Genomic DNA, 22,450 nt, shown 5'->3' on the forward strand with positions numbered 1-22,450 from the left:
GTACTGCCGCTTAGCCTTCGTTCTTCTGATCCAATTTGGCATTCAGCGGCACAGCGCCGCCGCCATTGCCGAACATCAGTTCGCGGCCGGCAAACGTGCCGCCGGTGAGCTGGAGGGCGAAGCGTTCCTCGTCGCGGCGGCGGACTTCTTCGATGGCATCGGCGATGGCGTCTTCCGGCTCCCCGAGCCGGTCGAGCGCGGCATGGGCGAATTTGAGGGCGGATTCGAAGGTTTCGCGGACGGGATAGTCGACCCCGGCCTTGACCAGTTCGAGGCCGTGATCGCGGTCATAGGCCCGGGCGAGCAGGAGGGCGCCTGGAAATTCGTGGCGGACAAGCTCCACAATCTTCGTGGCGGCGGCCTGATCATCGACGCAGACCAGCACGAGGCTGGCATGATGGGCCCCGGCCGCATGGAGAATGTCGAGCCGGGCGCCATCGCCATACCAGACCTTGAAGCCGAACTGCCCTGCGACACGGATCATCTCGGGGTCGTTATCAATCAGCGTGATGGTGTAGCCGCGTGCCAGAAGGGGCTGGCTGACCACCTGGCCGAACCGGCCAAAGCCGATCAGCAGGGCCGTGCCGCGCGCGTCATGCGGGGTTTCGACGCCCGAAGCATCGACCTCAACTTCCGGCATCAGCCGGTCATGGATGAGGACGAAGAGCGGCGTCATCAGCATCGACACAATGATGATGGCCGTCAGCATGGCGGAGCCTTCCGGATCAATGATGCCGACAGCGAGCGCGGCGGCATAGAGGACGAAGGCGAACTCCCCGCCCTGGGTCATCAGGACTGTCCGCTCGATGGCTTCGCGGTGGCCAGCCTTGAACAGGCGGGCTACGCCATAGACCCCGGCGGCCTTGAGCAGGGTGAAGGCGACGACGCTGATGGCGATGACCTGCCAGTTGGCGGCAACGACGTTGAGATCGAGCGACATGCCGACGGCGAGGAAGAAGAGGCCGAGCAGCACGCCGCGGAAGGGTTCGATGTCGGCTTCAAGCTCGTGCCGGTAGGACGATTCTGACAGGAGCACGCCGGCCAGGAAGGCGCCCATCGCGGTGGAGAGGCCGCCAAGCTGCATCCACCAGGCCGCACCGAGCACGAGGAGCAACGACGCGGCCGTCATCACCTCACGGGCGCGGGCCGCAGCGAGCACGCGGAAGATGGGATTGAGGAGGTATCGGCCCGCCAGGACGAGGCCGAGAATGCAGCCAAGACCGATGGCGACGCCCTGCAGGCGCTGGCCCAAAGAGACCTCCCCGCCTCCCGGCGCCAGGAAGGCGACGAGCGCGAGCAGCGGCACGATGGCGAGATCCTCAAACAGCAGGATGGAGACCATCTTCTGCCCGCGCGGCTTGGCAAGGTCTCCCCGCTCCTGCAGCATCTGCATGACGATGGCGGTGGAGGTGAGGACAAAGCCTGTGCCCGCGATCAGCGAGGTTTGCGCCGGATAGCCGAGCGCCATCCCGACCCAGCAGAGCAGCAGGATGCAGACGCCGACCTGGGCCAGGCCGAGGCCGAAGATTTCCTTCCGCATGGACCAGAGGCGGGAGGGCTGCATCTCCAGCCCGATGATGAAAAGGAACATGACGACGCCAAGTTCGGCGACATGCAGGATGGCCGTAGGCTCTGTGAACACACGGAAGCCGAAGGGCCCGATGACGAGGCCGGCGGCGAGATAGCCGAGCACCGAGCCAAAGCCGATCTTCTTGAACAGGGGCACGGCCAGGACGGCAGCCCCGAGCAGAATAACGACTGGGGCGAGATCCACCGCATGGGCGGCGTGTGTTTCAGCGGCCATCAGTTTCCCCTGCGGTCTGCCTGAGGGGTAAGTCTTAGAGGGATTGGCGCGCGGCGCAACGCCTGCCTCGCCAGGCGGGCGGCCCGCGCAGCATGGGTGGCAGGCGCCCCGATTTGCGGTTATGAGGCGGGGGTCTCCACAAGGCCAACCCATGAGCCCAGCGCCTCAGCTTACCGTTCTGATCCCCTTCTTCAATGAAGCCGGAAACATCCATCCGGTGATTGATGAGGTGCATGCGGCCCTTGCCGGGATCGATTTCGAGATTGTCTGTGTCAATGACGCCTCCGCCGACGCGACCGGCGCGGAACTGGCCGAAGCCAGGGCGCGCCATCCGGAGACGGTGACCGTGCTGACCCATGTGCAGCGCCGGGGAAAATCGGCCGCGCTGTTCACCGGCCTCAAATCCGCGCGCGGGGACTGGGTGCAACTGCTGGATGGGGACGGGCAGAACGACCCGGCCGATACCGCCCGCCTGTGGCGCGAGATCATCGCGCCGGGCGCGCCGCCACGCCTGGGCATCATTGCCGGCAAGCGCAACAGCCGGAACGATTCAGGCTTCAAATGGGTGCAATCGCGCATCGCCAATGGTGTGCGCCGGTTTGTGCTTCAGGATGATGCCAAGGATACCGGATGCGGGTGGAAACTGATCCGCACGTCAGCGTTCAGAGACCTGCCCTTCTTTGCCTCGATGCACCGGTTCCTCCCGGCCCTGATCAAACGGGCCGGGTGGGAGGTGCGCGAAGAACTGGTGAATGATCGCCCGCGCCTGGCCGGGCAATCCAAATATGGCTTCCTCGGCCGCCTGGGCGCGGGGGTGTTCGACCTGATCGGCATGTTCTGGCTGATCCGGCGGGGCGGCTATGGAATCGCCGCCGAGTGGGATGATCCGCGCGCGAACGGTTAATCCGGATCGCGGCGGGGGCCATCGCCTCTGGAAATGCCGCCGCCCCGGCCTTCTCCACCACGGCCGCCCCGTTCTACACGCGGAGGTGGCGCCGGCCGGGATACGGCTGTCGGCGGCGGTGGCGGCGGGGAGGCTGACGCCGCAGGGGCGGACGCGGCGCCGCCATCGCGGCGGCCACCATCTCCACGCCAGCTGCCTTCGCCGCCACCACCCCGGCGGGGCGTATCGGCGACCGGGCGGCTGCCCCCACCATCGGGCGCGCCGAGGAGGGCGCCATCGCCGCCAGGCCTGCGGCCTTCACCGCGAGACCCACTGCCGCGATCCGGACGGCCTGAGGGGGGAGAGCTGATCACGGGTGGGGAGGAGGGCGTTACAGTGCCGGCATCGCGGCTCCCCCGCCAGTCGCTTCTTCCGCCTTCACGGCCGTCGCCTCTGCTGCGGCCATCGCCGCGCCGGGGATCAGTCGGGATTGTGCTGGTCTCAGCGCGCGGGGGACGGCCGGTGCCTGTGCGTGGGCTATCTGACCGGGGCGCGTCTGCGCGGGGGCCGTCTCTGCGGGACCCATCCGTACGCGAACCATCAGTGCGCGGGCCATCGCTGCGCCATCCGTCACGGCTGCCGCCGGTCCGGCCGCCATCACGGCCGCCCCGGTCCCGGTCACGGTCGCGGTCCCAGCCATCGCTGCCCCGGCCCGGGCTGCGGCCAGGGTCTCCGCGCCAGTCAGGCTTGCGGCGCCAGTCGTCCCGGTGGCCGCGGCGGTCCCAATGCTTGTGGCTCGAGCTCCAGTGCGTTTTCCAGTAGGTGTTGATAATGACCGGACGCGGATGAACGCGGTAGGTGTAGGAGACATAGCGCGGGCCACCGACGGGGCGCCAGGCAAAGCCATAGGGATCATAGCCCCAGCGCGGATCGTAATAGCCAAAGCGCCAATAGTCGGGCGAATAGCCGTAATGCTGGACACTTATACGGACGGTGCTGGAATAGCCGTAATTCCAGGTGTCATAGCCATAGGACTGGTTGTGCGCGTAGCGGATGTAGCCGTTATTGTCGCGCGTGAACATGAGGCCGTGCTGGGCCTCGGTATATTCGAAAATCGGGCGGATGGAGGAGACGCGGCCGTTGAGGTCAAACCAGCCGAGATCGGGCACATCTTCGCGGATGAAGACGCAGCGGCCGGTGAAGTCTGCATGTTCGCAAAGCTCCCACTGTCCGGCGAGCACCGCGACGGAGCGGGCGCGGTCGTTGAAGGCAAGGTCGTGCAGCGAGCCGAAGGGGTCGAAGGCTTCGCGCACGTCGCCCTGGAAATTCTGCGAGGAGAAGAGGGCGATGGCGGCCGGGGGCTGGTAGTCGTCATAATAGCCACCCTGCGCGAAGGCCGGCAGGGCAGCAGCAGCCGGAAGCGACAGAACAAGCGCGAAATACCGGATCGAGACCCGCATGAGGGCTCCTTTCGTCCATTACGCCCTCAGAATGACATGGGCGACCTGAATGGCCCGCAACAAACTGCAATTTTTGTGCAGCTCGCCTGTCAGGCGTCCTCGTCATCCGGATTGGCCCAGAGGGCGAGTTCGGGGATGACGATGCGGCGGGCGGCCATGTCGATCACCGGCACATCGGCCCGGGTGAACGGTACGTATACGGTGGCCTGAGCGCCGGGGATCTCGATCTCGAGGAGATCATCCGAGCCGAAATTCTGCACCGCGCGGACACGGCCTTCCGGCGTGTCCCCGACAGTATAGACGGGCATGCCGATCAGGTCTTCGAAGTAGAACTCGTCATCATCGGCTTCCGGCAGCTGGTCGCGGGAGACATGAACGAGGCAGCCGCGCAGCGCGTCCCATTCTTCCTTCTGGAGGTTTTCCTTCGGGCGGACGATGAAATGATCCTTGCCGGGGCGGGCGGAAAGGGGCGTCACGAGCACCTTGCCGGCCTCGTCCATCAGAGGGCCATAGGTGAAGAGGGCGTCCGGGTCGGCGGTGAAACTCTTCACCCGCACCTCACCGCGAACACCATGGGCGCCCTTCAGGACGCCCATGGGAATAAGTCTGTCAGTCTTTGCTTTTGCGCTCATGGCGCGCTTGTTAGCGGCAAACGACGTCGGAGAGAACGGGGCCAGGTGCTTTATAGACCGCTTCATAGAAGCCCATGCTCTGGCAGAAGCGGGTGGCAGCGCCCGAGCCGTCATTGATGCGGCGGCCATTGGTGGTCGGCGTGGGGAAGAACACCGTCTGCTCGCCCCGGAAACCGCCGCGCGTATCCTGCACCGGGCCGGTGACCGGCGGGATGGGACGGCGCCACGGGCCTTCGCGGCGCACATCATAGCGGCGGAAGGAGGTGATCTTGTCGTTGAGGCCGAGGCTGGCGAGATTTCCGGTGGACGCCTCAAGCAGTTCGCACTGGCCGCGATAATCGGCATGCTCACAGACGAGCCAGGTGCCCCGGTTGATCATGATGGAGCTGGCCGCGTCATTGAACCGGTATTGGGAGAGGTCTGCCACGCCTTCGTCAAAGCCGACAAAGGCGCCGCCATAATTCCCGTCAGCGAAGAGGGCGATGTCATAGCTGCGCGGGCCTTTGTCATAAGGCAGGCGCTTGGCCGAGGAGATGGCGCCGGAGAGACCGATCTCCCCGAGATTGCGCACGGTGCGGTCGATATATTCGCAGCGGCCCTTATAGTTGCCATCGGCGCAGACCATCCAGACGCCGCCGCGCACCTCGATGCTGCGAGCCTGGTCGTTGAAGTGGATGGTGTTGAAGTTGGGCTGGTCGCCGGTGAGTTCCACCGCATTGCCGCGCAGGTTCGTATCCGAATAGAGCGTGATGCCGGGCGGGCCGGACGGTGTATCCGGGCGCCCGCCGCCGCCCCGCTGGGCGAGGGCAACAGGGCTGATCGCAGCGGCGGCAAGGCCGGCGGCCAGAAGCAGGCGGGACAGGGCGGACGTGGACATGAGCCAGGCTCCTTTTGATCTTCAGGGCCAGCTTTGGCACGGATGATCTGAACAGTCCGTGCAGCCGGCGTTGGCCTGCGTTCAGCCGGGGCAGAAAAGAAAAGACCGGCGCCCCGAAGGGACGCCGGCCGTTTCAGGAGATGGCAGAGGCCGGGAGCTTAGCCTTCGCTGGCTTCCTCGGCAGGGGCCTCGGCGGCCGCAGCGCGGGCAGCGGCTTTCTCGGCGCGCTCTTTGGCGCGCTCCTGGGCTTTCTTGCCCGGCTCGGCTTTCTTCGGGTTGTTGCCAGCGGTCCATTTGGCGACCGGCTTGCCGTCGACTTCGACTTTCGAGAGGAAGCGGGCGACGCGGTCAGTCGGCTGGGCGCCTTTCTTGATCCAGTCGGCGGCTTTTTCAGCATCGACCTTCACGCGGTCCGGAGAGTCTTTTGCGATACGCGGATCATAGGTGCCGATCTTCTCGATGAAGCGGCCGTCCCGCGGGGCGCGGGCGTCAGCAACGACGATAGAATAGAAGGGGCGTTTTTTCGAGCCGCCACGGGCGAGCCGGATTTTGAGTGACATGGGGATCTCCTGTAAGTCTTGTCTCTCGGGGTTTCTTATTCGGCCTCTTGGCCGCGGATCTGTTCATGATGGCGGATGACTTCCGCCACGATGAAATTGAGGAATTTTTCGGCAAAGGCCGGATCAAGCCCGGACTCCTTGGCCAGATGGCGCAGACGTTCAATCTGCTGGGCCTCGCGGGATTTGTCCGCAGGCGGCATATTGTACAGCGCCTTCAGCTTGCCGACCTGCTGGGTCAGCTTGAAGCGCTCGGCGAGCGTATGGATGAGGATCGAGTCCAGATTGTCGATGGACGCGCGCAGCTGGCCAAGCTGGAACTGGGCGAGGGCCTGATCAGGGTTGGTCATTTCTTCTTGTTCCCTCCAGGAAGACCGGGAAGGCCACCGGGCAGGCCCGGCAGGCCGTTGCCGCTGAGGCCGGGCAGACCGCCGGGGGGCAGCGCGCCGCCGCCCATTTTCGCCAGATCAGACTGGGAAATACCCGCCTGCTGCGCCATGCCGAGCAGGTTTTTCATGCCGCCCTTGGTGCGCATCTTCTTCATCATGGTGGCCATCTGAAGATGCATCTTCAGCAGCTTGTTGACGTCCGACACCTCAACCCCGGCGCCGGCGGCAATGCGCTTGCGGCGGGAGGCGTTTAGGATGGCCGGCTTGCGGCGCTCCTCGCGCGTCATCGAATAAATGATCGCCTCCTGACGTTTCAGGATACGGTCATCAACGTTCGCGTTGGCCATGGCTTCCTTGGCTTTGCGCACGCCGGGCATCATGCCCATGATGCCGCCAAGCCCGCCCATGCGCTGCATCTGGCGCAGCTGGTCGGCGAGGTCTTCCAGGTCAAACTCGCCCTTCTTGAGCTTGGCCGCCATACGCTCGGCCTTCTCGGCGTCGTAATGTTCGGCGGCCTTTTCGACGAGGCTGACGATATCGCCCTGACCGAGGATACGGCCGGCAACGCGCTTGGCATCGAAAGCATCGAGGCCATCGAGTTTTTCGCCAACGCCGAGGAATTTGATCGGCAGGCCGGTGACCGCGCGCATGGAGAGCGCGGCGCCGCCGCGGCCATCGCCGTCCATCCGTGTCAGGACAAGGCCGGTCAGCGGCAGGCGTTCATGGAAGCGGCGGGCGGTTTCCACCGCGTCCTGACCGGTGAGCGCATCTGCCACCAGGAGGACTTCGGAGGGGTTCGCGATGGCGGCGATCTCTGCCGCCTCAGCCATCATCTGCTCGTCAATCGAGGTGCGGCCGGCAGTATCGAGGATCAGGACATCATAGCCGCCGATCTTGGCCGCCTGCAGGGCGCGGCGGGCGATGTCTGCCGGAAGCTGGCCGGGGATGATCGGCAGGGAGCTGACGGTCTCACCCGCTTGCCCCGCCAGGATCGCCAGCTGTTCCATGGCCGCCGGACGGCGCACGTCGAGCGAGGCGAGGAGGACTTTCTTCTTGCCGCGATCGGCCAGGCGTTTGGCGATCTTGCCGGTGGTGGTGGTTTTACCCGAGCCCTGAAGGCCCGCCATCATCACGACCGCCGGGGGCGTATCAACGCGGAGGTGGTTTTCCTCCTCATCGGCGCCGAGCATTTCAACGAGGGCATCATAGACGATCTTGATGACCTGCTGGCCGGGTTTCACCGAGCGGATGACCTCTTCGCCAACGGCGCGGGTTTTGACCTTCTCGACGAATTCCTTGACGACGGGCAGGGCCACATCGGCCTCAAGGAGGGCAACGCGGATTTCGCGCAGGGCTTCGCTGACGTCCTTGTCGGACAGCGCGCCACGGCCGGTGAGACCGTCGAAAATACTGCCAAGGCGTTCGCTCAGTGCATCGAACATACCGCGTTACTCCTCATTCTGCGCGCAATAGACAAAAGCCCCGCTGAGCGAAACTTCGCCGGGCGGGGGCCCCGCTGGCCTCCCGTTCCTGTCATATAGGAACTTGTGCCGGTCAGGGCGCGCTTATGAACTGCGCGGAATTTGGGCGGCCTAAAGCACGCCGCAATCCACAGGTCAAGCTTTGGCGGCCTCCAGGGCCTCCACATGCTGGCGGAGGCTGGCGATCGTGCGGTCTATTTCCGGGCCGATCAGGGAGAAGGCCGCCACATCGGCCCAGAGGCCGTTGGCCGTGCGCATATAGTGGCGCAGCGTGCCTTCGCGGGCCGCGCCGAAACGTTCCACCGCCGCGATGGCCTCCTTGTTGGCGACATTCACCAGGAATTCGATGCGCTGGAAGCGGCAATCGCGGGCCCGCTGGATCAGGGCCAGGGAGGTGGCCGCCGAGACGAGGCCGCCGCGCATTTCGGGGGGATGCCAGCGGTATCCGATGCGCAGGCGCCGGTGCAGCCGGGCAATATTCATATAGGCCACCACCCCGGCAAAGGCGCCATCGGTGGTGCGTTTGACCGCAAAGGGCACCATCCGGCCATCGCGGGCGTCCTGCAGGGTCTGGTCGAAATAGGCGTTGAAGCTGGTGCCGGTATCCATCAGCGGCATCCAGTTCCACATGGCCTCGATGGCGCCGGAAGCCGCAAGAATTTCCCGGTGCGCCTCGCTCACACGATCCAGGCGCACGTTTGCCACCACAAGTCCGGGCGCATCGAGCTTCATGGCAGGGAGTATGCCACAATCGGGATGCGGCGGCAAAAGAAAGCCAAGAAGAAACGGGCCGGAATGACCGGCCCGCCCTCGAAAGTCTGCCGGCGGAGGGCCTGCGCCCTGCTGGGATTAGTCAGCCGCCGCCTTCGGGAAAAGCTGACGGGTCAGATAGGTATATTCCAGCGCCGAGCGCTTGGCCCGGGCGGTCTGGTCAGCGGCGGCGGCGTGGCCGCCATCCATGTTCTCGAAATAATAGAAGGGCAGGCCTGCCTCCTCAAAGCGCTTGGCCATCTTGCGGGCATGGCCGGGATGGACGCGGTCGTCCTTCGTCGAGGTGACGAAGAAGGGCGTGGGATAGGGCTTTGCCGCATCGAAGTTCTGGTAGGGCGAGATGGTTTCGAGGAAGGCGCGCTCTTCGGGCACTTCGGGCGAGCCATATTCATCGACCCAGGAGGCGCCCGCCAGCAGGAGATGGTAGCGCAGCATGTCGAGCAGCGGCACCTGAACGACGACAGCATTCCAGAGATCCGGGCGCTGGTTGAGCATCACGCCCATCAAGAGGCCGCCATTGGAGCCGCCCATAATGCCGAGATGTTCGGGGCTGGTGATCTTCCGTTCAATGAGATCTTCGCCCACGGCGATGAAATCGTCATAGATGCGCTGACGGTTCTGTTTGAGGCCCGCCTGGTGCCAGTTGGGGCCGAATTCGCCGCCGCCGCGGATGTTGGCGAGGACATACGCCCCGCCCTCTTCCAGCCAGAGACGGCCGCTGACCGGGCTGTAGCCGGGTGTCATCGACACCTGGAAACCGCCATAGCCGTAAAGCAGCGTGGGCGTCGTGCCATCGAGGGTCATGTCTTCGCGGTGGATGATGAAATAAGGCACGCGGGTGCCATCTTTCGAGGTGGCGAAGAACTGTTCCACCTTGAGGCCGGTGGCATCGAACTTGGCCGGGAGGGATTTCAGCGGGGTAACGGCGCCGGAGCCGACATCATAGGTCAGCAGTGAGCTGGGGGTGAGGAAGTCTTCATAATTGAGGAAGACGGCGGTTTCATCCTCATCGGCAAAGGCGATGCCGACCTGGCCTGTGCCGGGGAGTTCCACCGGAGATGTGGTCCATCCGCCTACGGACGGCTCGATACGCAGCACCTTGCCCACGACATTATCGCTGATGGAGAGGAGCGCCGCGCCCTTGGCGATGGCGACACCGTTGACGGCCTGGGTTTCCGACGGGCGGAAAGCGAGGGTTACCGGCGGCAGCGTGCGGGTTTCCAGGAACGCGGCAAGGTCGAAGGAAAGCAGGTCGCCGGCCTTGAAGGCATCCTGGCCTTCGGGCGTCCAGTCCTGCTCGATGGTGAAGAGGAACTGGCCCTTATAGATGCCATTGGGCGTGGCTTTCAGGGGCAGCGGCCAGCGGACAGGCTCGGTCTCCCCTTCCGGGAACCAGAAATATTTCTGGGTAAAGAAGGTTTCCGCCTGCACCGCGCCCTGCAGGACGCGGCCATCTTCCAGTTTCATCGTCATCGGCCAGACGCCGACATCGGTTTCCTTGCCGCGGAAAAGCTCGACCGCCTCTTCCACCGGTGTGCCGCGTTGCCAGCGCTTGACGATGGAGGGGTAGCCCGATTCCGTCAGCGTGCCTTCGCCCCAGTCCGTGGCGATCAGCAGCGTATCGGGGCCCGCCCAGGCGATCCCCTGCTTGGCTTCGGCGGTGACGAAGCCACCTTCAACGAACTGCTTTGTGGCGAGGTTGAATTCGCGGTTGATCACGGCATCCTTGCCGCCGTCTGACAGCGAGACCAGGCAGCGCCATTCGCCGCCCGGCGCCGGGCGCAGGCAGTTGGCACCCTTGTAGACCCAGTTGGCGCCTTCATCGGCCGACAGCTTGTCGAAATCGACAATCGTTTCCCAGACGGGCGTTTCGGTGGCGTAGCTGGCCAGCGGCGTGCGGCGCCAGAGGCCGCGAACGTTCTTTTCGTCCTGCCAGAAATTATAGACATAGCCGTCGCGCACGCTGCCATAGGGAATGCGCTCGGACGAGTTGAGCACTTCGAGTGCCTCGGCCTCAAAACCGGCATAGCGCGGATCGGCCTGAAGCTCGGCCAGCGTCCGCTCGTTCTGCGCTGTTACCCAGGCAAGCGCGTCTGCGCCCTCAACCTCTTCCAGCCAGAGATGGGAGGCTTCATCAAAGGGAACAGCGGCGGGGGAAGTGTCAGCGGTCAAATTCGTCTCCGATTGGGGGCCTGAAGCACAGGCGGCAAGAAGCAAGGCGCTCAGCGACACGAATACGGTGCGCATGAATTCTCCTATTTCTGAATATATGGGCCGGCAGCCTGGGCATATGAATGCCCCCGGACCCTCTCAAAAGATAAGGTTTGATACCGGCGGAGCGAAAGCTGTGCAACCGGCTTCCCCGCCGCATGACGCCAGCTCAGGGCAGGCGTTCCAGCACGATGCTTTCCAGAATGATGGCGCGCGAACCTTCAGGCGCCGCCGGGCGGATGGCGATGTAGTCGACCCCCTGCTCACCCTGAAGTGGGGGCACATCATATTCGAAGCTTACCTCTGTGAAGCCCTGCCCCAGATCCAGCGTCTGCCAGCCCGAATCCCCTGCCCGGCCAGCTGAATAATTCATCTCGACCTGGCTGGCGCCCCTGGCGTCTGCAGGGCGCACACGGGCGGTAACGCGAATGCGGCGCCCGGCAAACTGCATCTCGACATCGGCCGCGATCCGGAAATGCGGGTTGAGTTCCGGGGCAGCGATCAACTCGTCTGCAGCCGCCTCGATATAGAGGAAATAGGTGCCCTTGTCCCGGATCAGCTGGGCGCTGGCCTCGGTGCCCTGTACGATCTTGTTGAGATAGGTGTCGTCAATCACGATGCGCGAATAGTCCACGCCATCTCCCGCTACGGCGCCCGTCGGCAGGCGGCCAATGCCCGGCTGGATTGCCAGGAAAATCATCATCACGGTCAGCAGAGCCGCGAGCGGGAAGAAAAACTTGTCGCGCATCGGCGCTCCTGCATTGCCTGTCGGGCGCTGGCCAATCTGTCAGGCTCCTGTTAGCAGGTGGACGCAGATATTGGCGAGCCAATTGCAGCGTTAGTCCGGGGGGAAGGCAACACCTTATGTCTGTATCAGCGCTTCAGAGGCGGGCCCGTGAGGCCAGAAGCTGGCTGTTTGACAGCTGCTTCCCGCTTTGGGCGGATCACGGCGTGAATGAAGCCGGCCTGTTTCCCGAAGCGCTGACCATGTCGATGGATGAAGTGCCTGCCGACATCACCCGCGTGCGCGTGCAGGCCCGGCAGACCTATATGTTTTCCGAAGCCTGGAGAATGGGCTGGAAGCGCGACACGGCCGCCCGCCTGGTGAATGCCGGCGTGGCAACACTCGCCGGCCCGGCCCTCAATGCACAGGGGCTGCCGGGGCGTGTGCTTTCCTGTGCCACCGGCCAGCTGACCGACCCGGCCTTCGATCTTTATGACACTGCCTTCGCCCTATTTGCGCTGGCAGAAGCAGCCCGCGGCCCCGGCCCTGCCGAGCCGGCCCTGGCCGCCGCCCAGGGTATCCTTGCCAGTCTGGAGCGGGAAGCGCGCGACAGCGTGAATGGTGGCTATGCCGAGACCCTGCCCTCCCCTGCCCAACGCCAGCAGAACCCGCACATGCACCTGCTGGAAGCCTGCCTGTCGCTGCACGCCCTTCAGCCGGGCGGCGGGCATATGGAGCGGGCCGAAGCGCTGTTTGCTCTTTTCGAAACGAAGTTCACGGCCGGAGAGCGGGGACTGCTCGGCGAATTCTTCGCGCCCGACTGGAGCCCCCTGCCAGGCGAACCCAGCCGGGTCGTTGAACCGGGCCATCAGTTTGAGTGGGTATGGCTGCTGCACGCCTATGCCCGGGCGCGCGGAGAACCGGTTTCGCCAGCGGCCGAGCGGCTTTACGCCTATGCGCTGACGACGCTGGATGTGGATGGGCGCGCCATCCAGTCAGCCGCGCGCGGTGGCGCGCCGGTGGACGCCTCCCGCCGCACCTGGCCGCAGACTGAAGCCCTCAAGGCCCACCTTGCCATGCTGGAGTCCCGGCGGGACGAGCGCTACGCGGCGGCCGCCTGCCGCAGCTTTGACATCCTGATGGACGAATATCTCACCGAAGACGGCGGCTGGATTGATCATTTTGGCGCCGATGGCGCGATCCTCTCTTCCAGCATGCCCGCCTCTACCGGCTATCATGTGGTGCTCGCCTTTGCAGAGCTGATCCGCGTGATGGGCGCTTGATATTCGGCAGATTTGCAGGAAAGAGAGCGGCAAAACCCGGCAGCCTTGAGCCTGGCTGCCCAGAAATTGAGGAACGTCATGACCAAGCTCGTCCTGATCCGGCACGGCCAGTCTGCCTGGAACCTTGAAAACCGCTTCACCGGCTGGTGGGACGCAGACCTGACGGAAAAGGGCGAAGCCGAGGCCCGCAAGGCCGGCCAGATGCTGGCCGCGCTCGACGCCGATTTCCGCGCCGGCTTCACCAGCGTCCAGACGCGCGCCATCCGCACGCTTTGGCTCGCCCTCACCGAAATGAAGCGCGTGTGGCTGCCCATTGAGAAAGACTGGCACCTCAACGAGCGCCATTATGGCGGCCTCACCGGCCTCGACAAGGCAGAGACGGCTGCCAAGCATGGCGAGGATCAGGTTCACGTCTGGCGCCGCAGCTATGACATTCCGCCCCCACCGCTGGAAATCGGCAGCCCGCATGATCTCACCCCGGATCCGCGCTATTACGGCATCGACATTCCGAACACGGAAAGCCTGAAGACGACGCTGGAACGCGTGCTGCCCTATTGGGAACAGCGCATCGCGCCTGAGCTGATGGCGGGTAAGGACACGCTGATCGCCGCGCATGGCAATTCGCTGCGCGCGTTGGTGAAGCATCTCTTCCAGGTGCCGGATGACCAGATCACCGGCATCGAGATTCCAACCGGCAATCCGCTGTTGATCGAGCTGGATGCCAATCTCAAGCCAATTTCCGTACGCTATCTCGACGAAAGCCGGGCCCAACCGCTGCCGCCGCTGCCATGAGCAAGCGGCGTGACCGGCGGATGATGGGGCGGGCCTTTCAGCTTGCCCGTCTCAATCAGGGGCTTACGGGCAAGAACCCTTCCGTGGGCTGCATACTGGTGGACCCGGCCGGGCATATCGTTGGCGCGGGCGTCACCGGCACCGGCGGGCGGCCCCATGCCGAAGAGATCGCGCTGGAAGAGGCCGCCGGGAAAGCCAAAGGCGGCACGGCCTATGTAACGCTGGAACCCTGCCGGGAGCGCTCCAGCGGGGCGGCTTCCTGCTCACGCAAGCTTGTGGATGCGGGGATTGCGCGCGTGGTGGTCGCCATCGAAGACCCCCACCCCACCGCGCGGGACGGGCTGGCGATCCTCCGCGAAGGCGGCGTGCGCGTGGAAACCGGCCTTGGAAAACACGCCGCCGCGCGGCTTTACCGCTGGTTCTTCGCGGCGTCTCAGGAACACTGATCAGCCGGCGAACGGCCCGGCATGGGCGCGCACGCGCTCATAGAAAGCAGCCGAATCACGCTGGAAGGCGGCCTTGTTGAACTGCGCCTCATAGCTGGCGCGGCCACCTTCAACCAGCCGGGCGGCAAGGGCCTTGTCGGTGATCACGCGGGTCAGCGCATTGGCGAGGGCATCCACATCATTCTTCGGAATGAGGAGGCCATTGATACCGTCTTTGACATAAGCCGCCGGGCCAACCGCATCAGCGGCCACCAGCGGGCGCGAAGCGGCCCAGGCATCCACCGTCACCGTGCCGAAGGGTTCATAGCGCGAAGGGAAGGCCACCACATCGCAGGCTTCCAGCAGCGCGCCGCGATCATTCCGCCAGCCGAGGAAACGCACCCGGTCATCCAGGCCAAGGCGTGTGCAATGGGCTTTGAGGTCTGCTTCCAGCGGCCCCTCCCCCGCGATCCACACATAGAGCCCGGGCACCTTGGCAGTGGCGTCGAGCAGCGTGTCGAGCCCCTTCTTCTCATGCAGGCGGGCCAGGGCGAGGGCCACGGGCGCATCTGCCGGTGTGTTGAGGGCGGCGCGGTCTGCGGGCGCGGAGCCAGTGAAATCCGCATACGTATGAATGATCCCCGAGCGATCTTCCGGCACGCCCTGCTCGCAGATATGGCGCAGAAGGTCGATGGTGAGGCCGACATGCCATTCGCAATGGGTGAAGCGGGCCAGCTTGTAATAGCCGCCATACCAGGCAACCGAGCGGTTGCGGTAAGCCTTGGGCGCGAACTGGCCGGCACGGCCCATCCAGTATTCGATCACATCCGGCTTGAACGCCTTGATGGCCCGGCCAAGAACGCTGCGCGTGGGGAAGGGCCAGGCATTGTTGAAACTGGCGGTATCGACGCCGATGCCGGCCTCCTTGAACTTGCCGATGCGGAACTGATTGTCCGGGCGTGTCACGACATGCTGGGTGTATCCGGCCTCGGCAAGGGCCAGCACCGATTCCAGCATGATGTTCTCTGCGCCGCCTTCAGCTGCGCCCGCCATGACATGCATCACCCGCATTTTTCGTCTCCCGGAACCGTATTCCTGTTGCAACAGCGCATACCGGGGAACAGCGATTGCGGCAAACTATGCTTGGCAGCGGGAAATGAACTGCCTAGAGAGACCCCATGTTTCCCGAGAGATTTTTCTGATGGCTGGCTACAGACTCTTTGGCGCTGACACGTCGCCCTACTCTTTCAAGGTGCGCGCGGCGTTGCGTTACAAGGGGCTCGACTTTGAATGGGTCGCGCGCTGCAGCGCCAATGAAGCCGAATTCCGCGAGCTGGCCAGGACACCCACCGTGCCGCTGCTGGTCTCGCCGGAAGGCAAGGTGAACCAGGATTCCACGCAGATCCTGTCGATCCTCGACAAGGCCCATCCGGAACCCGCGATCCAGCCGGAAGACAGCGCGCTGGCACTTCTGTCGCTGATCCTTGAGGATTATGCGGACGAATGGCTGAACAAGGCGATGTTCCAGCAGCGCTGGGGCCAGATGCCTGACCGGGACGCGGCCTCCATCCGCGTGCTGGTGCAGCTCAATGGCGGCAAGCGCCCGCGCGCCTACAAGACCCCGGCCAAGCAGATTGCCGAGCGGATGCTGGCGCGCCTGCCGCTGGTGGGGGCCGAAGCCCAGAATGCCGGCGCGCTGGAAGCCTCCTATCGCCGCTTTGCGCTGCGCCTGAACGACCATCTGAAGGAGCATCTGTTCCTGCTGGGCGGGCGCCCTTCTGCGGCTGACTTTGCGCTGGCCGCGCAGTTTCAGCAGATGCTGACCGATCCGACCCCCGCTGCCTGGCTGAACGACCGGGCGCCTTTCGTGGTGGCCTGGTGCGAGAATATGGCGGACCCCAAGGCGGGCGGGCCGTTTGCCGAGCTGGACGCGCTGAAGCCCACGCTGCTGGCGCTGTTCGAGGAAGATGTGGCGCGCGCCTATCTGCCCTGGGCAAACGCCAATGCGGCGAGCGCCGGGCGTCAGGCCAGGCGGTTTTCGGTGACGCTGGAAGGCGGCGTATTCGAGCAGGCGACGCAGAATTATGCCGGCCGCTCTTTCCAGAAACTGCGCGACCGCGTGCGCAGCGCCAAGGAGGCCGAGGGCCTGGATGCCTTCCTGGCCGAAGCCGGAGCGGCGGCGTTTTTTGCCGAGCCGCGCGCCAAGGAAAAAACCCCCGCAGCCTGAGCTGCGAGGGCCTTCGTTCCGTCGCCTCACGGCAAACGCTGTAAGCTGATTTAAGCTGCGTTGTCTGTGGCGGACTTCTTGCCGATCAGTTTCGGACCCTTGGCGGGGACACCGGTCCCGATTTCGATCTTGCGCGCTTTCTTCTCTTCCGGGATCTCCCGGATGAGGTCGATGCGCAGCACGCCATGCTCAAGACTTGCCCCGGTCACGAGAACGTGATCGGCCAGCTGGAAGCGGCGGATGAAGCTGCGCTGGGCGATGCCGCGATGGAGGAAATTGCGGCCATTGCCATCTTCGGTTTCGCCTTTCTTGCCGGCGACCGTGAGCAGGCCTTCCTTGGTTTCGATTTCGAGGTCAGCCTCGGTAAACCCGGCGACGGCGATCTCGATGGCGAAGGCGTTTTCGTCTACTTTCTCGATATTATAAGGGGGATAGCCCTGCGTCCCGTCGAGGCGGGAGGCCTGATCAATCATGCCGGCGAGACGGTCAAAGCCGACCATGGTGCGATACAGGGGGGTGAGATCGATATTGCTCATTTAACAGTCCTCTCAAAAGCAACTGTGGTTGGAGTTTTTCGGAGGGGAAGCGAGACCCCAGCCCGTTGACGTGGCGCTGGCACTTCTTCCGGCCCCGGCCCGCTCTGCGGCACCGTGACAAGCCCTATGTGGGTAGCGTAGGAGGGGTATCAAGACCCCTGGGATGGAGACGTTTGATGAAAAAACTGATGCTGATGGCCGCTTCTGCGGCGATGCTGGCCGCCTGCTCTCAGGCAGCGCCGCCGGCAGAAGCGCCCGCAGACGGCGCCGGCGCCGAGACCGCCACAAGCGAGGCCGCCCCGGCCGTGAGCCTGGCCGATATCGTCAATTCCGACCTGCGCTCGGCCGAGGAAAAGGCGCGTGACCAGTGGCGCCACCCGGTGGAGACGCTGGAATTCTTCGGCATCGAGGCAGATGACAAGGTGGTCGAGATCTGGCCGGGCGGGGGCTGGTACACCAATATCCTGGCGCCCTGGCTGGCCTCGGGCGGCGGCACGCTGGTGGCGGCCGGCTTTGACACGGCCTCGGTGGAAGATCCTGAGCGCCGCGCCCGGATGGAGGAGCGCCTGGCCGAATTCAAGAACGCCTATGCCGATCCGCGCTTCGGAACCATTGAATATTCAGCGTTTTCTGCCACCTCCGGCCCGCTGACCGAGGCCGGCACGGCCGATGCCGTGCTGACCTTCCGCAACATCCATAACTGGATGGCGGGCGGCTATACCGAGAAATTCTTCACCGACGCCTATGCCGCGCTGAAGCCCGGCGGCACCCTGGGCGTGGTGGAACACCGCCTGCCCTCGACCGCGATGCAGGACCCGACCGCCTCCAGCGGCTATGTTCACGAGGACTTCGTGAAGGGCCTCGCCACCGCCGCCGGTTTTGAATTCGTGGAAGCGAGCGAAATCAACGCCAACCCGGCCGACACCGCCGACCACCCCTTCGGCGTGTGGACCCTGCCGCCCAACAGCGCCACCGCCGGCCGCGACGGGGTGACCATCGAGGGCTTTGACCCGGAGAAATACAAGGCCATCGGCGAGAGCGACCGGATGACCCTTAAATTCCGCAAGCCGGACTAAGGGCCACTTCCCTTCCCCAACCCAAAGCCCGCCCGGACCCCCGCGGCGGGCTTTCCTTTTGGGGGACAAGCGCCCGGAAAAAACTCCAACGGAAACTCCAACGAGGAGGGCAAAAACTCCAACGGGGCTTCAACTGCATTTGGATATAACGACGATCGAAAGTTTGAACCGGATGGGGTGGAAGGCAAGCGCCTTGCGGATAGGCGGATGGTGCGGCCGGTATCGCATATTCAGATGGTGAAGCGCTTTAAGTGCTGGCATGCTAAACAGAATAAAACGTGAACATGGGGAATCGACTCAGGGTTGCGAATCCGCTCCTATGAGTTGCCGCCGAATCGCCCGCCAGCGACCGGGGCTTATGTTCAAACGTTGGAGTGCGATTGGTCTTGGTTAGAACCCCACCTTTTGGAGCCGGGACTCAGGGTCAATTAACTCTGCAACACAAGGAGTTCTCAGTGACCGAGAAGAGCCCTTCGCAACAAGGAATTGTCATAAAAGGCAACACCTTCAAGCATGTCGGAACCGCCGCTCTTATCGACGGACGTACAGACGTTTCGTACGAAGACAACGTTCACATCCATACACAACGGGGTCTGGTGGTTTCACGGGAACCAATCGAACCTGATGGCCAAGTAATCGAAGGCTTCTACAAACGCGCCGCAGCAGGCTGGATAAAGCCAATCGTGATTACCGCAGTAGGCGGCGTTATTGCTGGCTTGGGCCTGATTTTCTTTGGTGCTGGATCTGGATAGCGTCACTGCTAACCGTTTGGGGGCGGAATTTGGCGCCCGCCCTTTCTTGCGGCGGTGACGGCGATACCGACTTGGTGGTATGTATTCTTCGATAAGCATCCACCCGTGGCTCAAATCCCAAGCATCGAGTCAGATCGCGCCACCTAGGTCGGATAGAGGCTGGGAAGCCGAAATCCGGCGCGCACGGGCGCCGTATTGGGTGATGGCGGATTTCGCTTTGCTCTATCCGCCCTACGGGTTGGGAACCGGCTTTGCCTTCCGCTTGACGGCAATACCGACTAGTTGGTATGCTTCCCGTCAAGGAGCACCCACCCATGGCCCGGAAGGCGAATCCGCAGACGCGGGACAATCTGATGGAGGCCGCTTTCGGGCTGGTGCGCCAGCAGGGGCTCTCCGCGACGAGTGTGGATGAGATCTGTGCGGCCGCTGGCGTGTCGAAGGGCGCGTTCTTTCATCATTTCCGCAGCAAGGAGGAGCTGGCCGCCGCCGCCGCCCATCACTGGAGCGAGGTGACCGAGGCCTTCTTCGAGACCGCGCCTTACCATGACGCGGCTGATCCGCTGGCCCGCGTGCTCGGCTATATCGACTTTCGCCGCGAGATGATGAGCGGGGAGATTGCCGAATTTACCTGTTTTGTTGGCACGATGGCGCAGGAGGCCTGGGCGACGAGCGCGCCTGTGGCGGCCGCCAGCTGGGACAGCATGCGCCGGCATGGCGAGCGGCTGGTGCCCGATATTGAAGCGGCGATGGCCGCGCGCGGCATTACGGGCGGCTGGAGCGCGCAGGGCCTGGCGCTGCATATCGTGGCGGTGACGCAGGGCGCGTTCATCCTGGCCAAGGCGAGCGGAGACGCCGCGCCCGCGCGGGAGAGCCTGGATCATCTGCGCCGCTATGTGGCGCTGCTGTTTGCAGCCCCTGCCCTACCCGCAACAGAATAACCGGAGGAAACGCCATGCTATCGGCCATTCATCTGCACCGTGTGCTGACGGCCAATCCGCAGAAGGTGTACCGCGCCTTCATCGCGCCTGATGCGATGGCAAGCTGGCAGGAAGGCCTGGAGAAACTGGCCTGGCCGGCGGGGCCGGGGATCAATCAGTAGACGGAGCGCGCGATGCGGAAGATAACTCTACTCGAATACATCTCGCTGGACGGGGTTATCCAGGCGCCGGGCGGGCCGGGGGAAGACAGCGATGCGGGCTTTGCCCATGGCGGATGGGCCGCGCCGTTTGATGATCCGATCCTGGACGAGGCCGTGGAGACCGCGCATGCCGACCGCTTTGACCTGCTGCTGGGGCGCAGGACGTATGACATCTGGGCAGGCTACTGGCCCCATGCGGGCGAAGGCCCGCTTGCCACGAAGTTCAACGGCGCGACCAAATATGTGGCGACCCACCGGCCGGAAAGCCTCAGCTGGGGGCCGGCAGAAAGCCTGGGGACGGACATTGTGGCCGGTATCCGGCGCATAAAAGAAACGCGCGGGCCGGACCTGCTGGTCTGGGGAAGCTCAAGCCTCGCCGCCGCGCTGCTGGAACACGGGCTTGCAGACGAGGTGGTGCTGATCGCCGTGCCGGTGCTGATTGGCACGGGAAAGCGCATCTTTCCCGACGGCACCCCGCCCAGAGAGCTGAAGCTGATCCGGACACGGACGGGAGAGACCGGGCTGATGATCCACACATTTGAACCTGCCGGGCCGCTGCGCACCGGACGCTATACCTAGAGGAGACGGCCCATGACCGGAACGATTAGCACGGCAGAACCGAAATTCGCCCTGACCCATGAGCGCGTGATGGATGCGCCGGTGGAGAAGGTGTGGCGCTGCTGGACCGAGCCTGCCCTGCTGGAGCAGTGGTTTTGCCCCAAGCCCTGGTATGTGAGCGATGCGCGGATGGACCTGCGCCCCGGCGGGGAAAGCTATAGCGTGATGAATGGTCCGGATGGGGAGCGGTTTGAGACTCTCGGCGTGTTCCTGGAAGTGACGCCGATGCGGCGGATCGTGACGACGGATGCCTTCCTGCCGGGCTGGATCCCGTCGGAGCGGCCGTTCATGACCTGCGAGACGGTGTTTGCCGATGCCGGGGAGGGCCGCACGCATTACATCTGGCGCGCGCTGCACTGGAACGAGGAAACGATGAAGGAACATGAGGCCATGGGCTTTCATGAGGGCTGGCGGATGGCGGCCGATCAGCTTGAAGCCCTCGCCAAGGGATTGTAAGGGCGCGGGGAGCTTTGGAGGCCCCTGCCCATGCGCGTTCTGTTTGCCACCCGGATCGAGGAAGTGAAGCTTGGCAGCGACGCCCTGCGCGAGGGGCTGGAGCGATGCGCGTGGCTGCTGGAAGAGGAAGACGTTGCGGGGAATGAATGGTGCGAGGCGGAGGGGTATGATGGGTATACGTCCTATGCCTCGCTCGACGACCTGCCGGCACGCTTCCCCGAATTTGCGGAGCTGAAGAAGCATCTGGACAAGGCGGCGGCGAAGTTTGCCCGCGATCACCATTGGGACATGGAGGGGCTGGCGCTCAGCCTTGATGCGATCTGGGTGAACATCCTCGGCGAAGGCGGGCATCATTCGGGGCACATACATCCCGGTAGTGTGATCTCGGGCACCTATTATGTGCGCGTGCCGGATGGAGCCGGGCGCATCAAGTATGAAGACCCGCGCCTGGCGATGATGATGGCTGCCCCGCAGCTGACGGACGGGGCGCCGGAAGACGCGCGGCGGTTTGTGTATGTGGCGCCGCGCGAAGGCCATTGCCTGCTCTGGGAAAGCTGGCTGCGGCATGAGGTGATGCCAAGCCGGACGGACGAGGCGCGCATCTCGGTGAGCTTCAATTATGGGCTGAAGCGCAAGGGCTAGGCGAAAAGCAGGTCCAGCCTCAGGGCGCCCCAGATCAGATGCCACCAGGCATAATAGCCAAGCCGCATCAGCAATGATGGCAGGAAGCCCCACACCCGCAGGAGGTGGAGGGCGAGCAGGTTGAAGGCGAACACGTGCAGGAAGGTAAAGCCGCTGATGGGCGAAAATGCCCCGGCATGGCTGATCTGGAAGAGGGGCTCAACAAGGGCTGCGGCGAGCGCGGCCGGCAGCCAGGGCAGGGGCCGGCCGGCAGGACGCGTCAAGGCGCGGCGAAGACCGGCGATCAGCGCAGCCGGCAGGATATGGAAACAGATGACGGCGACCACCGCCATTGCGGGGTAGAAGACCGCCCCCGCCCCGCCGGTGAGGTTGATCCCTTCCGGAAAGCGAAAGGCAAGGTCTGCCAGCGTCACGGCCACGCAGAATGGAAGGGCGCAGGCGAGGGCGAGAATGGCCTGGATGGCGGGCCGGGGCCTGCTGCCGGCAAGTGCCCATCCGCCGGGCGCGCGCAGGAGGCGCAGGCCGAGGAGGCCGGCGCCGGTAATGGCCAGGACGATCGGCAATGGGTGGAGCCCGCCGAAGAAGCGCGCGGTGCTGCCGGGCGCGATGTGGTGCAGCACGCCGAGCAGGATGGCTGCGCCCAGACCTGCCGAGAGGAGGTGCCAGCGCTCGCCTGTCATCTTTCGCCCCCCAATGACGCCGCCTTGTTCATACTA

24 protein-coding genes and 1 pseudogene are annotated in these 22,450 nt (G+C 64.3%); 12 read left to right on the forward strand and 13 right to left on the reverse strand.

The window, feature by feature from the left end:
• Window positions 1-10: 10 nt before the first annotated feature.
• Window positions 11-1,804 (reverse strand): monovalent cation:proton antiporter-2 (CPA2) family protein, encoded by a 1,794-nt coding sequence (locus C0456_RS02275; RefSeq protein WP_291047808.1) that lies wholly within the window; start codon window positions 1,802-1,804, stop codon window positions 11-13.
• 151 nt (window positions 1,805-1,955) lie between these two features.
• On the opposite strand from C0456_RS02275, the gene C0456_RS02280 reads away from it, so the two are divergent.
• On the forward strand, window positions 1,956-2,708 hold the full coding sequence (locus C0456_RS02280) for a glycosyltransferase family 2 protein (protein ID WP_291047810.1): 753 nt from the start codon (window positions 1,956-1,958) through the stop codon (window positions 2,706-2,708).
• Here C0456_RS02280 and C0456_RS02285 read toward each other — a convergent pair.
• From C0456_RS02285 to C0456_RS02325, 9 genes are all read right to left on the reverse strand, one after another.
• Complete coding sequence (locus tag C0456_RS02285) at window positions 2,705-4,147, reverse strand: beta/gamma crystallin-related protein (protein ID WP_291047811.1); 1,443 nt, start codon at window positions 4,145-4,147, stop codon at window positions 2,705-2,707. The two genes, C0456_RS02280 and C0456_RS02285, sit on opposite strands and share 4 nt — an antisense overlap.
• A gap of 89 nt (window positions 4,148-4,236) precedes the next feature.
• Complete coding sequence (gene rimM, locus C0456_RS02290; protein ID WP_291047812.1) at window positions 4,237-4,779, reverse strand: ribosome maturation factor RimM; 543 nt, start codon at window positions 4,777-4,779, stop codon at window positions 4,237-4,239.
• Window positions 4,780-4,789: 10 nt separating this feature from the next.
• A complete protein-coding gene (locus C0456_RS02295) occupies window positions 4,790-5,656 on the reverse strand; it encodes a beta/gamma crystallin-related protein (protein ID WP_291047813.1) in 867 nt (288 codons plus the stop codon).
• Window positions 5,657-5,814: 158 nt separating this feature from the next.
• Window positions 5,815-6,216: a 30S ribosomal protein S16 gene (gene rpsP, locus C0456_RS02300; RefSeq protein ID WP_291047814.1), complete on the reverse strand. Its 402-nt coding sequence runs from the start codon at window positions 6,214-6,216 to the stop codon at window positions 5,815-5,817.
• Window positions 6,217-6,251: 35 nt separating this feature from the next.
• Window positions 6,252-6,563 (reverse strand): chorismate mutase, encoded by a 312-nt coding sequence (locus C0456_RS02305; RefSeq protein WP_291047816.1) that lies wholly within the window; start codon window positions 6,561-6,563, stop codon window positions 6,252-6,254.
• Complete coding sequence (ffh, locus tag C0456_RS02310) at window positions 6,560-8,044, reverse strand: signal recognition particle protein (RefSeq protein ID WP_291047818.1); 1,485 nt, start codon at window positions 8,042-8,044, stop codon at window positions 6,560-6,562. The genes C0456_RS02305 and ffh overlap by 4 nt, the downstream gene beginning before the upstream one ends.
• 174 nt (window positions 8,045-8,218) lie before the next feature.
• Window positions 8,219-8,815, reverse strand: a complete 597-nt coding sequence (locus C0456_RS02315; RefSeq protein WP_291047820.1) for a GNAT family protein — start codon at window positions 8,813-8,815, stop codon at window positions 8,219-8,221.
• A gap of 117 nt (window positions 8,816-8,932) precedes the next feature.
• Complete coding sequence (locus C0456_RS02320; RefSeq protein WP_291047822.1) at window positions 8,933-11,101, reverse strand: prolyl oligopeptidase family serine peptidase; 2,169 nt, start codon at window positions 11,099-11,101, stop codon at window positions 8,933-8,935.
• Between the two features lie 133 nt (window positions 11,102-11,234).
• Window positions 11,235-11,813 carry a hypothetical protein gene (locus tag C0456_RS02325; protein ID WP_291047824.1) on the reverse strand — a complete coding sequence of 193 codons (579 nt, stop codon included), beginning with the start codon at window positions 11,811-11,813 and terminating at the stop codon, window positions 11,235-11,237.
• A 116-nt stretch (window positions 11,814-11,929) separates the two neighbouring features.
• On the opposite strand from C0456_RS02325, the gene C0456_RS02330 reads away from it, so the two are divergent.
• The 3 genes from C0456_RS02330 to C0456_RS02340 all read left to right on the forward strand — a co-directional run bounded on the left by C0456_RS02330 (window position 11,930) and on the right by C0456_RS02340 (window position 14,310).
• Complete coding sequence (locus tag C0456_RS02330; RefSeq protein WP_291047826.1) at window positions 11,930-13,072, forward strand: AGE family epimerase/isomerase; 1,143 nt, start codon at window positions 11,930-11,932, stop codon at window positions 13,070-13,072.
• Window positions 13,073-13,150: 78 nt separating this feature from the next.
• Complete coding sequence (gene gpmA, locus C0456_RS02335; RefSeq protein WP_291047828.1) at window positions 13,151-13,864, forward strand: 2,3-diphosphoglycerate-dependent phosphoglycerate mutase; 714 nt, start codon at window positions 13,151-13,153, stop codon at window positions 13,862-13,864.
• On the forward strand, window positions 13,861-14,310 hold the full coding sequence (locus C0456_RS02340; protein ID WP_291047829.1) for a riboflavin biosynthesis protein RibD: 450 nt from the start codon (window positions 13,861-13,863) through the stop codon (window positions 14,308-14,310). The genes gpmA and C0456_RS02340 overlap by 4 nt, the downstream gene beginning before the upstream one ends.
• Here the strand turns inward: C0456_RS02340 and C0456_RS02345 are convergent, their stop codons facing one another.
• Complete coding sequence (locus C0456_RS02345; RefSeq protein WP_291047831.1) at window positions 14,311-15,360, reverse strand: glycosyltransferase; 1,050 nt, start codon at window positions 15,358-15,360, stop codon at window positions 14,311-14,313. It lies immediately after the preceding gene.
• A 130-nt stretch (window positions 15,361-15,490) separates the two neighbouring features.
• Here C0456_RS02345 and C0456_RS02350 point away from each other — a divergent pair, with 130 nt between their 5' ends.
• On the forward strand, window positions 15,491-16,516 hold the full coding sequence (locus C0456_RS02350; RefSeq protein WP_291047832.1) for a glutathione S-transferase family protein: 1,026 nt from the start codon (window positions 15,491-15,493) through the stop codon (window positions 16,514-16,516).
• A 50-nt stretch (window positions 16,517-16,566) separates the two neighbouring features.
• Here C0456_RS02350 and C0456_RS02355 read toward each other — a convergent pair whose 3' ends face one another.
• Window positions 16,567-17,052, reverse strand: coding sequence for an Hsp20 family protein (locus tag C0456_RS02355; protein ID WP_291047833.1), 486 nt, complete (start codon window positions 17,050-17,052; stop codon window positions 16,567-16,569).
• Window positions 17,053-17,228: 176 nt separating this feature from the next.
• On the opposite strand from C0456_RS02355, the gene C0456_RS02360 reads away from it, so the two are divergent.
• The 7 genes and pseudogenes from C0456_RS02360 to C0456_RS02390 all read left to right on the forward strand — a co-directional run bounded on the left by C0456_RS02360 (window position 17,229) and on the right by C0456_RS02390 (window position 21,734).
• Window positions 17,229-18,128 (forward strand): hypothetical protein, encoded by a 900-nt coding sequence (locus C0456_RS02360; protein ID WP_291047834.1) that lies wholly within the window; start codon window positions 17,229-17,231, stop codon window positions 18,126-18,128.
• A gap of 455 nt (window positions 18,129-18,583) precedes the next feature.
• Window positions 18,584-18,880: a hypothetical protein gene (locus tag C0456_RS02365; protein WP_291047835.1), complete on the forward strand. Its 297-nt coding sequence runs from the start codon at window positions 18,584-18,586 to the stop codon at window positions 18,878-18,880.
• 314 nt (window positions 18,881-19,194) lie between these two features.
• Entirely contained in the window at window positions 19,195-19,818 is a 624-nt protein-coding gene (locus C0456_RS02370) for a TetR/AcrR family transcriptional regulator (protein ID WP_291047837.1), read from the forward strand.
• Between the two features lie 14 nt (window positions 19,819-19,832).
• Window positions 19,833-19,925 (forward strand): annotated as a pseudogene (locus C0456_RS20860) (polyketide cyclase); the annotation flags it as partial.
• A 66-nt stretch (window positions 19,926-19,991) separates the two neighbouring features.
• Window positions 19,992-20,597: a dihydrofolate reductase family protein gene (locus C0456_RS02380; protein ID WP_291047840.1), complete on the forward strand. Its 606-nt coding sequence runs from the start codon at window positions 19,992-19,994 to the stop codon at window positions 20,595-20,597.
• A 12-nt stretch (window positions 20,598-20,609) separates the two neighbouring features.
• A complete protein-coding gene (locus C0456_RS02385; RefSeq protein WP_291047842.1) occupies window positions 20,610-21,092 on the forward strand; it encodes an SRPBCC family protein in 483 nt (160 codons plus the stop codon).
• A gap of 30 nt (window positions 21,093-21,122) precedes the next feature.
• The gene (locus tag C0456_RS02390; RefSeq protein WP_291047844.1) at window positions 21,123-21,734 is read left to right on the forward strand and encodes a TIGR02466 family protein; all 612 of its coding nucleotides are present in this window, start codon (window positions 21,123-21,125) and stop codon (window positions 21,732-21,734) included.
• On the opposite strand, the gene C0456_RS02395 is transcribed toward C0456_RS02390, so the two are convergent.
• Window positions 21,731-22,414, reverse strand: coding sequence for a hypothetical protein (locus C0456_RS02395; RefSeq protein WP_291047846.1), 684 nt, complete (start codon window positions 22,412-22,414; stop codon window positions 21,731-21,733). The genes C0456_RS02390 and C0456_RS02395 overlap by 4 nt on opposite strands.
• Window positions 22,415-22,450: the final 36 nt, after the last annotated feature.

Origin of the sequence: Hyphomonas sp. (genome assembly GCF_013823385.1) — a bacterium.
GTDB lineage: Bacteria > Pseudomonadota > Alphaproteobacteria > Caulobacterales > Hyphomonadaceae > Hyphomonas.

Bases quoted from the DNA above. Each gene is read 5' to 3' on its own strand.
- C0456_RS02275 (WP_291047808.1), bottom strand. From the start codon at position 1,804: ATGGCCGCTGAAACACACGCCGCCCATGCGGTGGATCTCGCCCCAGTC.
- C0456_RS02280 (WP_291047810.1), top strand. From the start codon at position 1,956: ATGAGCCCAGCGCCTCAGCTTACCGTTCTGATCCCCTTCTTCAATGAA.
- C0456_RS02285 (WP_291047811.1), bottom strand. From the start codon at position 4,147: ATGCGGGTCTCGATCCGGTATTTCGCGCTTGTTCTGTCGCTTCCGGCT.
- rimM (WP_291047812.1), bottom strand. From the start codon at position 4,779: ATGAGCGCAAAAGCAAAGACTGACAGACTTATTCCCATGGGCGTCCTG.
- C0456_RS02295 (WP_291047813.1), bottom strand. From the start codon at position 5,656: ATGTCCACGTCCGCCCTGTCCCGCCTGCTTCTGGCCGCCGGCCTTGCC.
- rpsP (WP_291047814.1), bottom strand. From the start codon at position 6,216: ATGTCACTCAAAATCCGGCTCGCCCGTGGCGGCTCGAAAAAACGCCCC.
- C0456_RS02305 (WP_291047816.1), bottom strand. From the start codon at position 6,563: ATGACCAACCCTGATCAGGCCCTCGCCCAGTTCCAGCTTGGCCAGCTG.
- ffh (WP_291047818.1), bottom strand. From the start codon at position 8,044: ATGTTCGATGCACTGAGCGAACGCCTTGGCAGTATTTTCGACGGTCTC.
- C0456_RS02315 (WP_291047820.1), bottom strand. From the start codon at position 8,815: ATGAAGCTCGATGCGCCCGGACTTGTGGTGGCAAACGTGCGCCTGGAT.
- C0456_RS02320 (WP_291047822.1), bottom strand. From the start codon at position 11,101: ATGCGCACCGTATTCGTGTCGCTGAGCGCCTTGCTTCTTGCCGCCTGT.
- C0456_RS02325 (WP_291047824.1), bottom strand. From the start codon at position 11,813: ATGCGCGACAAGTTTTTCTTCCCGCTCGCGGCTCTGCTGACCGTGATG.
- C0456_RS02330 (WP_291047826.1), top strand. From the start codon at position 11,930: ATGTCTGTATCAGCGCTTCAGAGGCGGGCCCGTGAGGCCAGAAGCTGG.
- gpmA (WP_291047828.1), top strand. From the start codon at position 13,151: ATGACCAAGCTCGTCCTGATCCGGCACGGCCAGTCTGCCTGGAACCTT.
- C0456_RS02340 (WP_291047829.1), top strand. From the start codon at position 13,861: ATGAGCAAGCGGCGTGACCGGCGGATGATGGGGCGGGCCTTTCAGCTT.
- C0456_RS02345 (WP_291047831.1), bottom strand. From the start codon at position 15,360: ATGCGGGTGATGCATGTCATGGCGGGCGCAGCTGAAGGCGGCGCAGAG.
- C0456_RS02350 (WP_291047832.1), top strand. From the start codon at position 15,491: ATGGCTGGCTACAGACTCTTTGGCGCTGACACGTCGCCCTACTCTTTC.
- C0456_RS02355 (WP_291047833.1), bottom strand. From the start codon at position 17,052: ATGAGCAATATCGATCTCACCCCCCTGTATCGCACCATGGTCGGCTTT.
- C0456_RS02360 (WP_291047834.1), top strand. From the start codon at position 17,229: ATGAAAAAACTGATGCTGATGGCCGCTTCTGCGGCGATGCTGGCCGCC.
- C0456_RS02370 (WP_291047837.1), top strand. From the start codon at position 19,195: ATGGCCCGGAAGGCGAATCCGCAGACGCGGGACAATCTGATGGAGGCC.
- C0456_RS02380 (WP_291047840.1), top strand. From the start codon at position 19,992: ATGCGGAAGATAACTCTACTCGAATACATCTCGCTGGACGGGGTTATC.
- C0456_RS02385 (WP_291047842.1), top strand. From the start codon at position 20,610: ATGACCGGAACGATTAGCACGGCAGAACCGAAATTCGCCCTGACCCAT.
- C0456_RS02390 (WP_291047844.1), top strand. From the start codon at position 21,123: ATGCGCGTTCTGTTTGCCACCCGGATCGAGGAAGTGAAGCTTGGCAGC.
- C0456_RS02395 (WP_291047846.1), bottom strand. From the start codon at position 22,414: ATGACAGGCGAGCGCTGGCACCTCCTCTCGGCAGGTCTGGGCGCAGCC.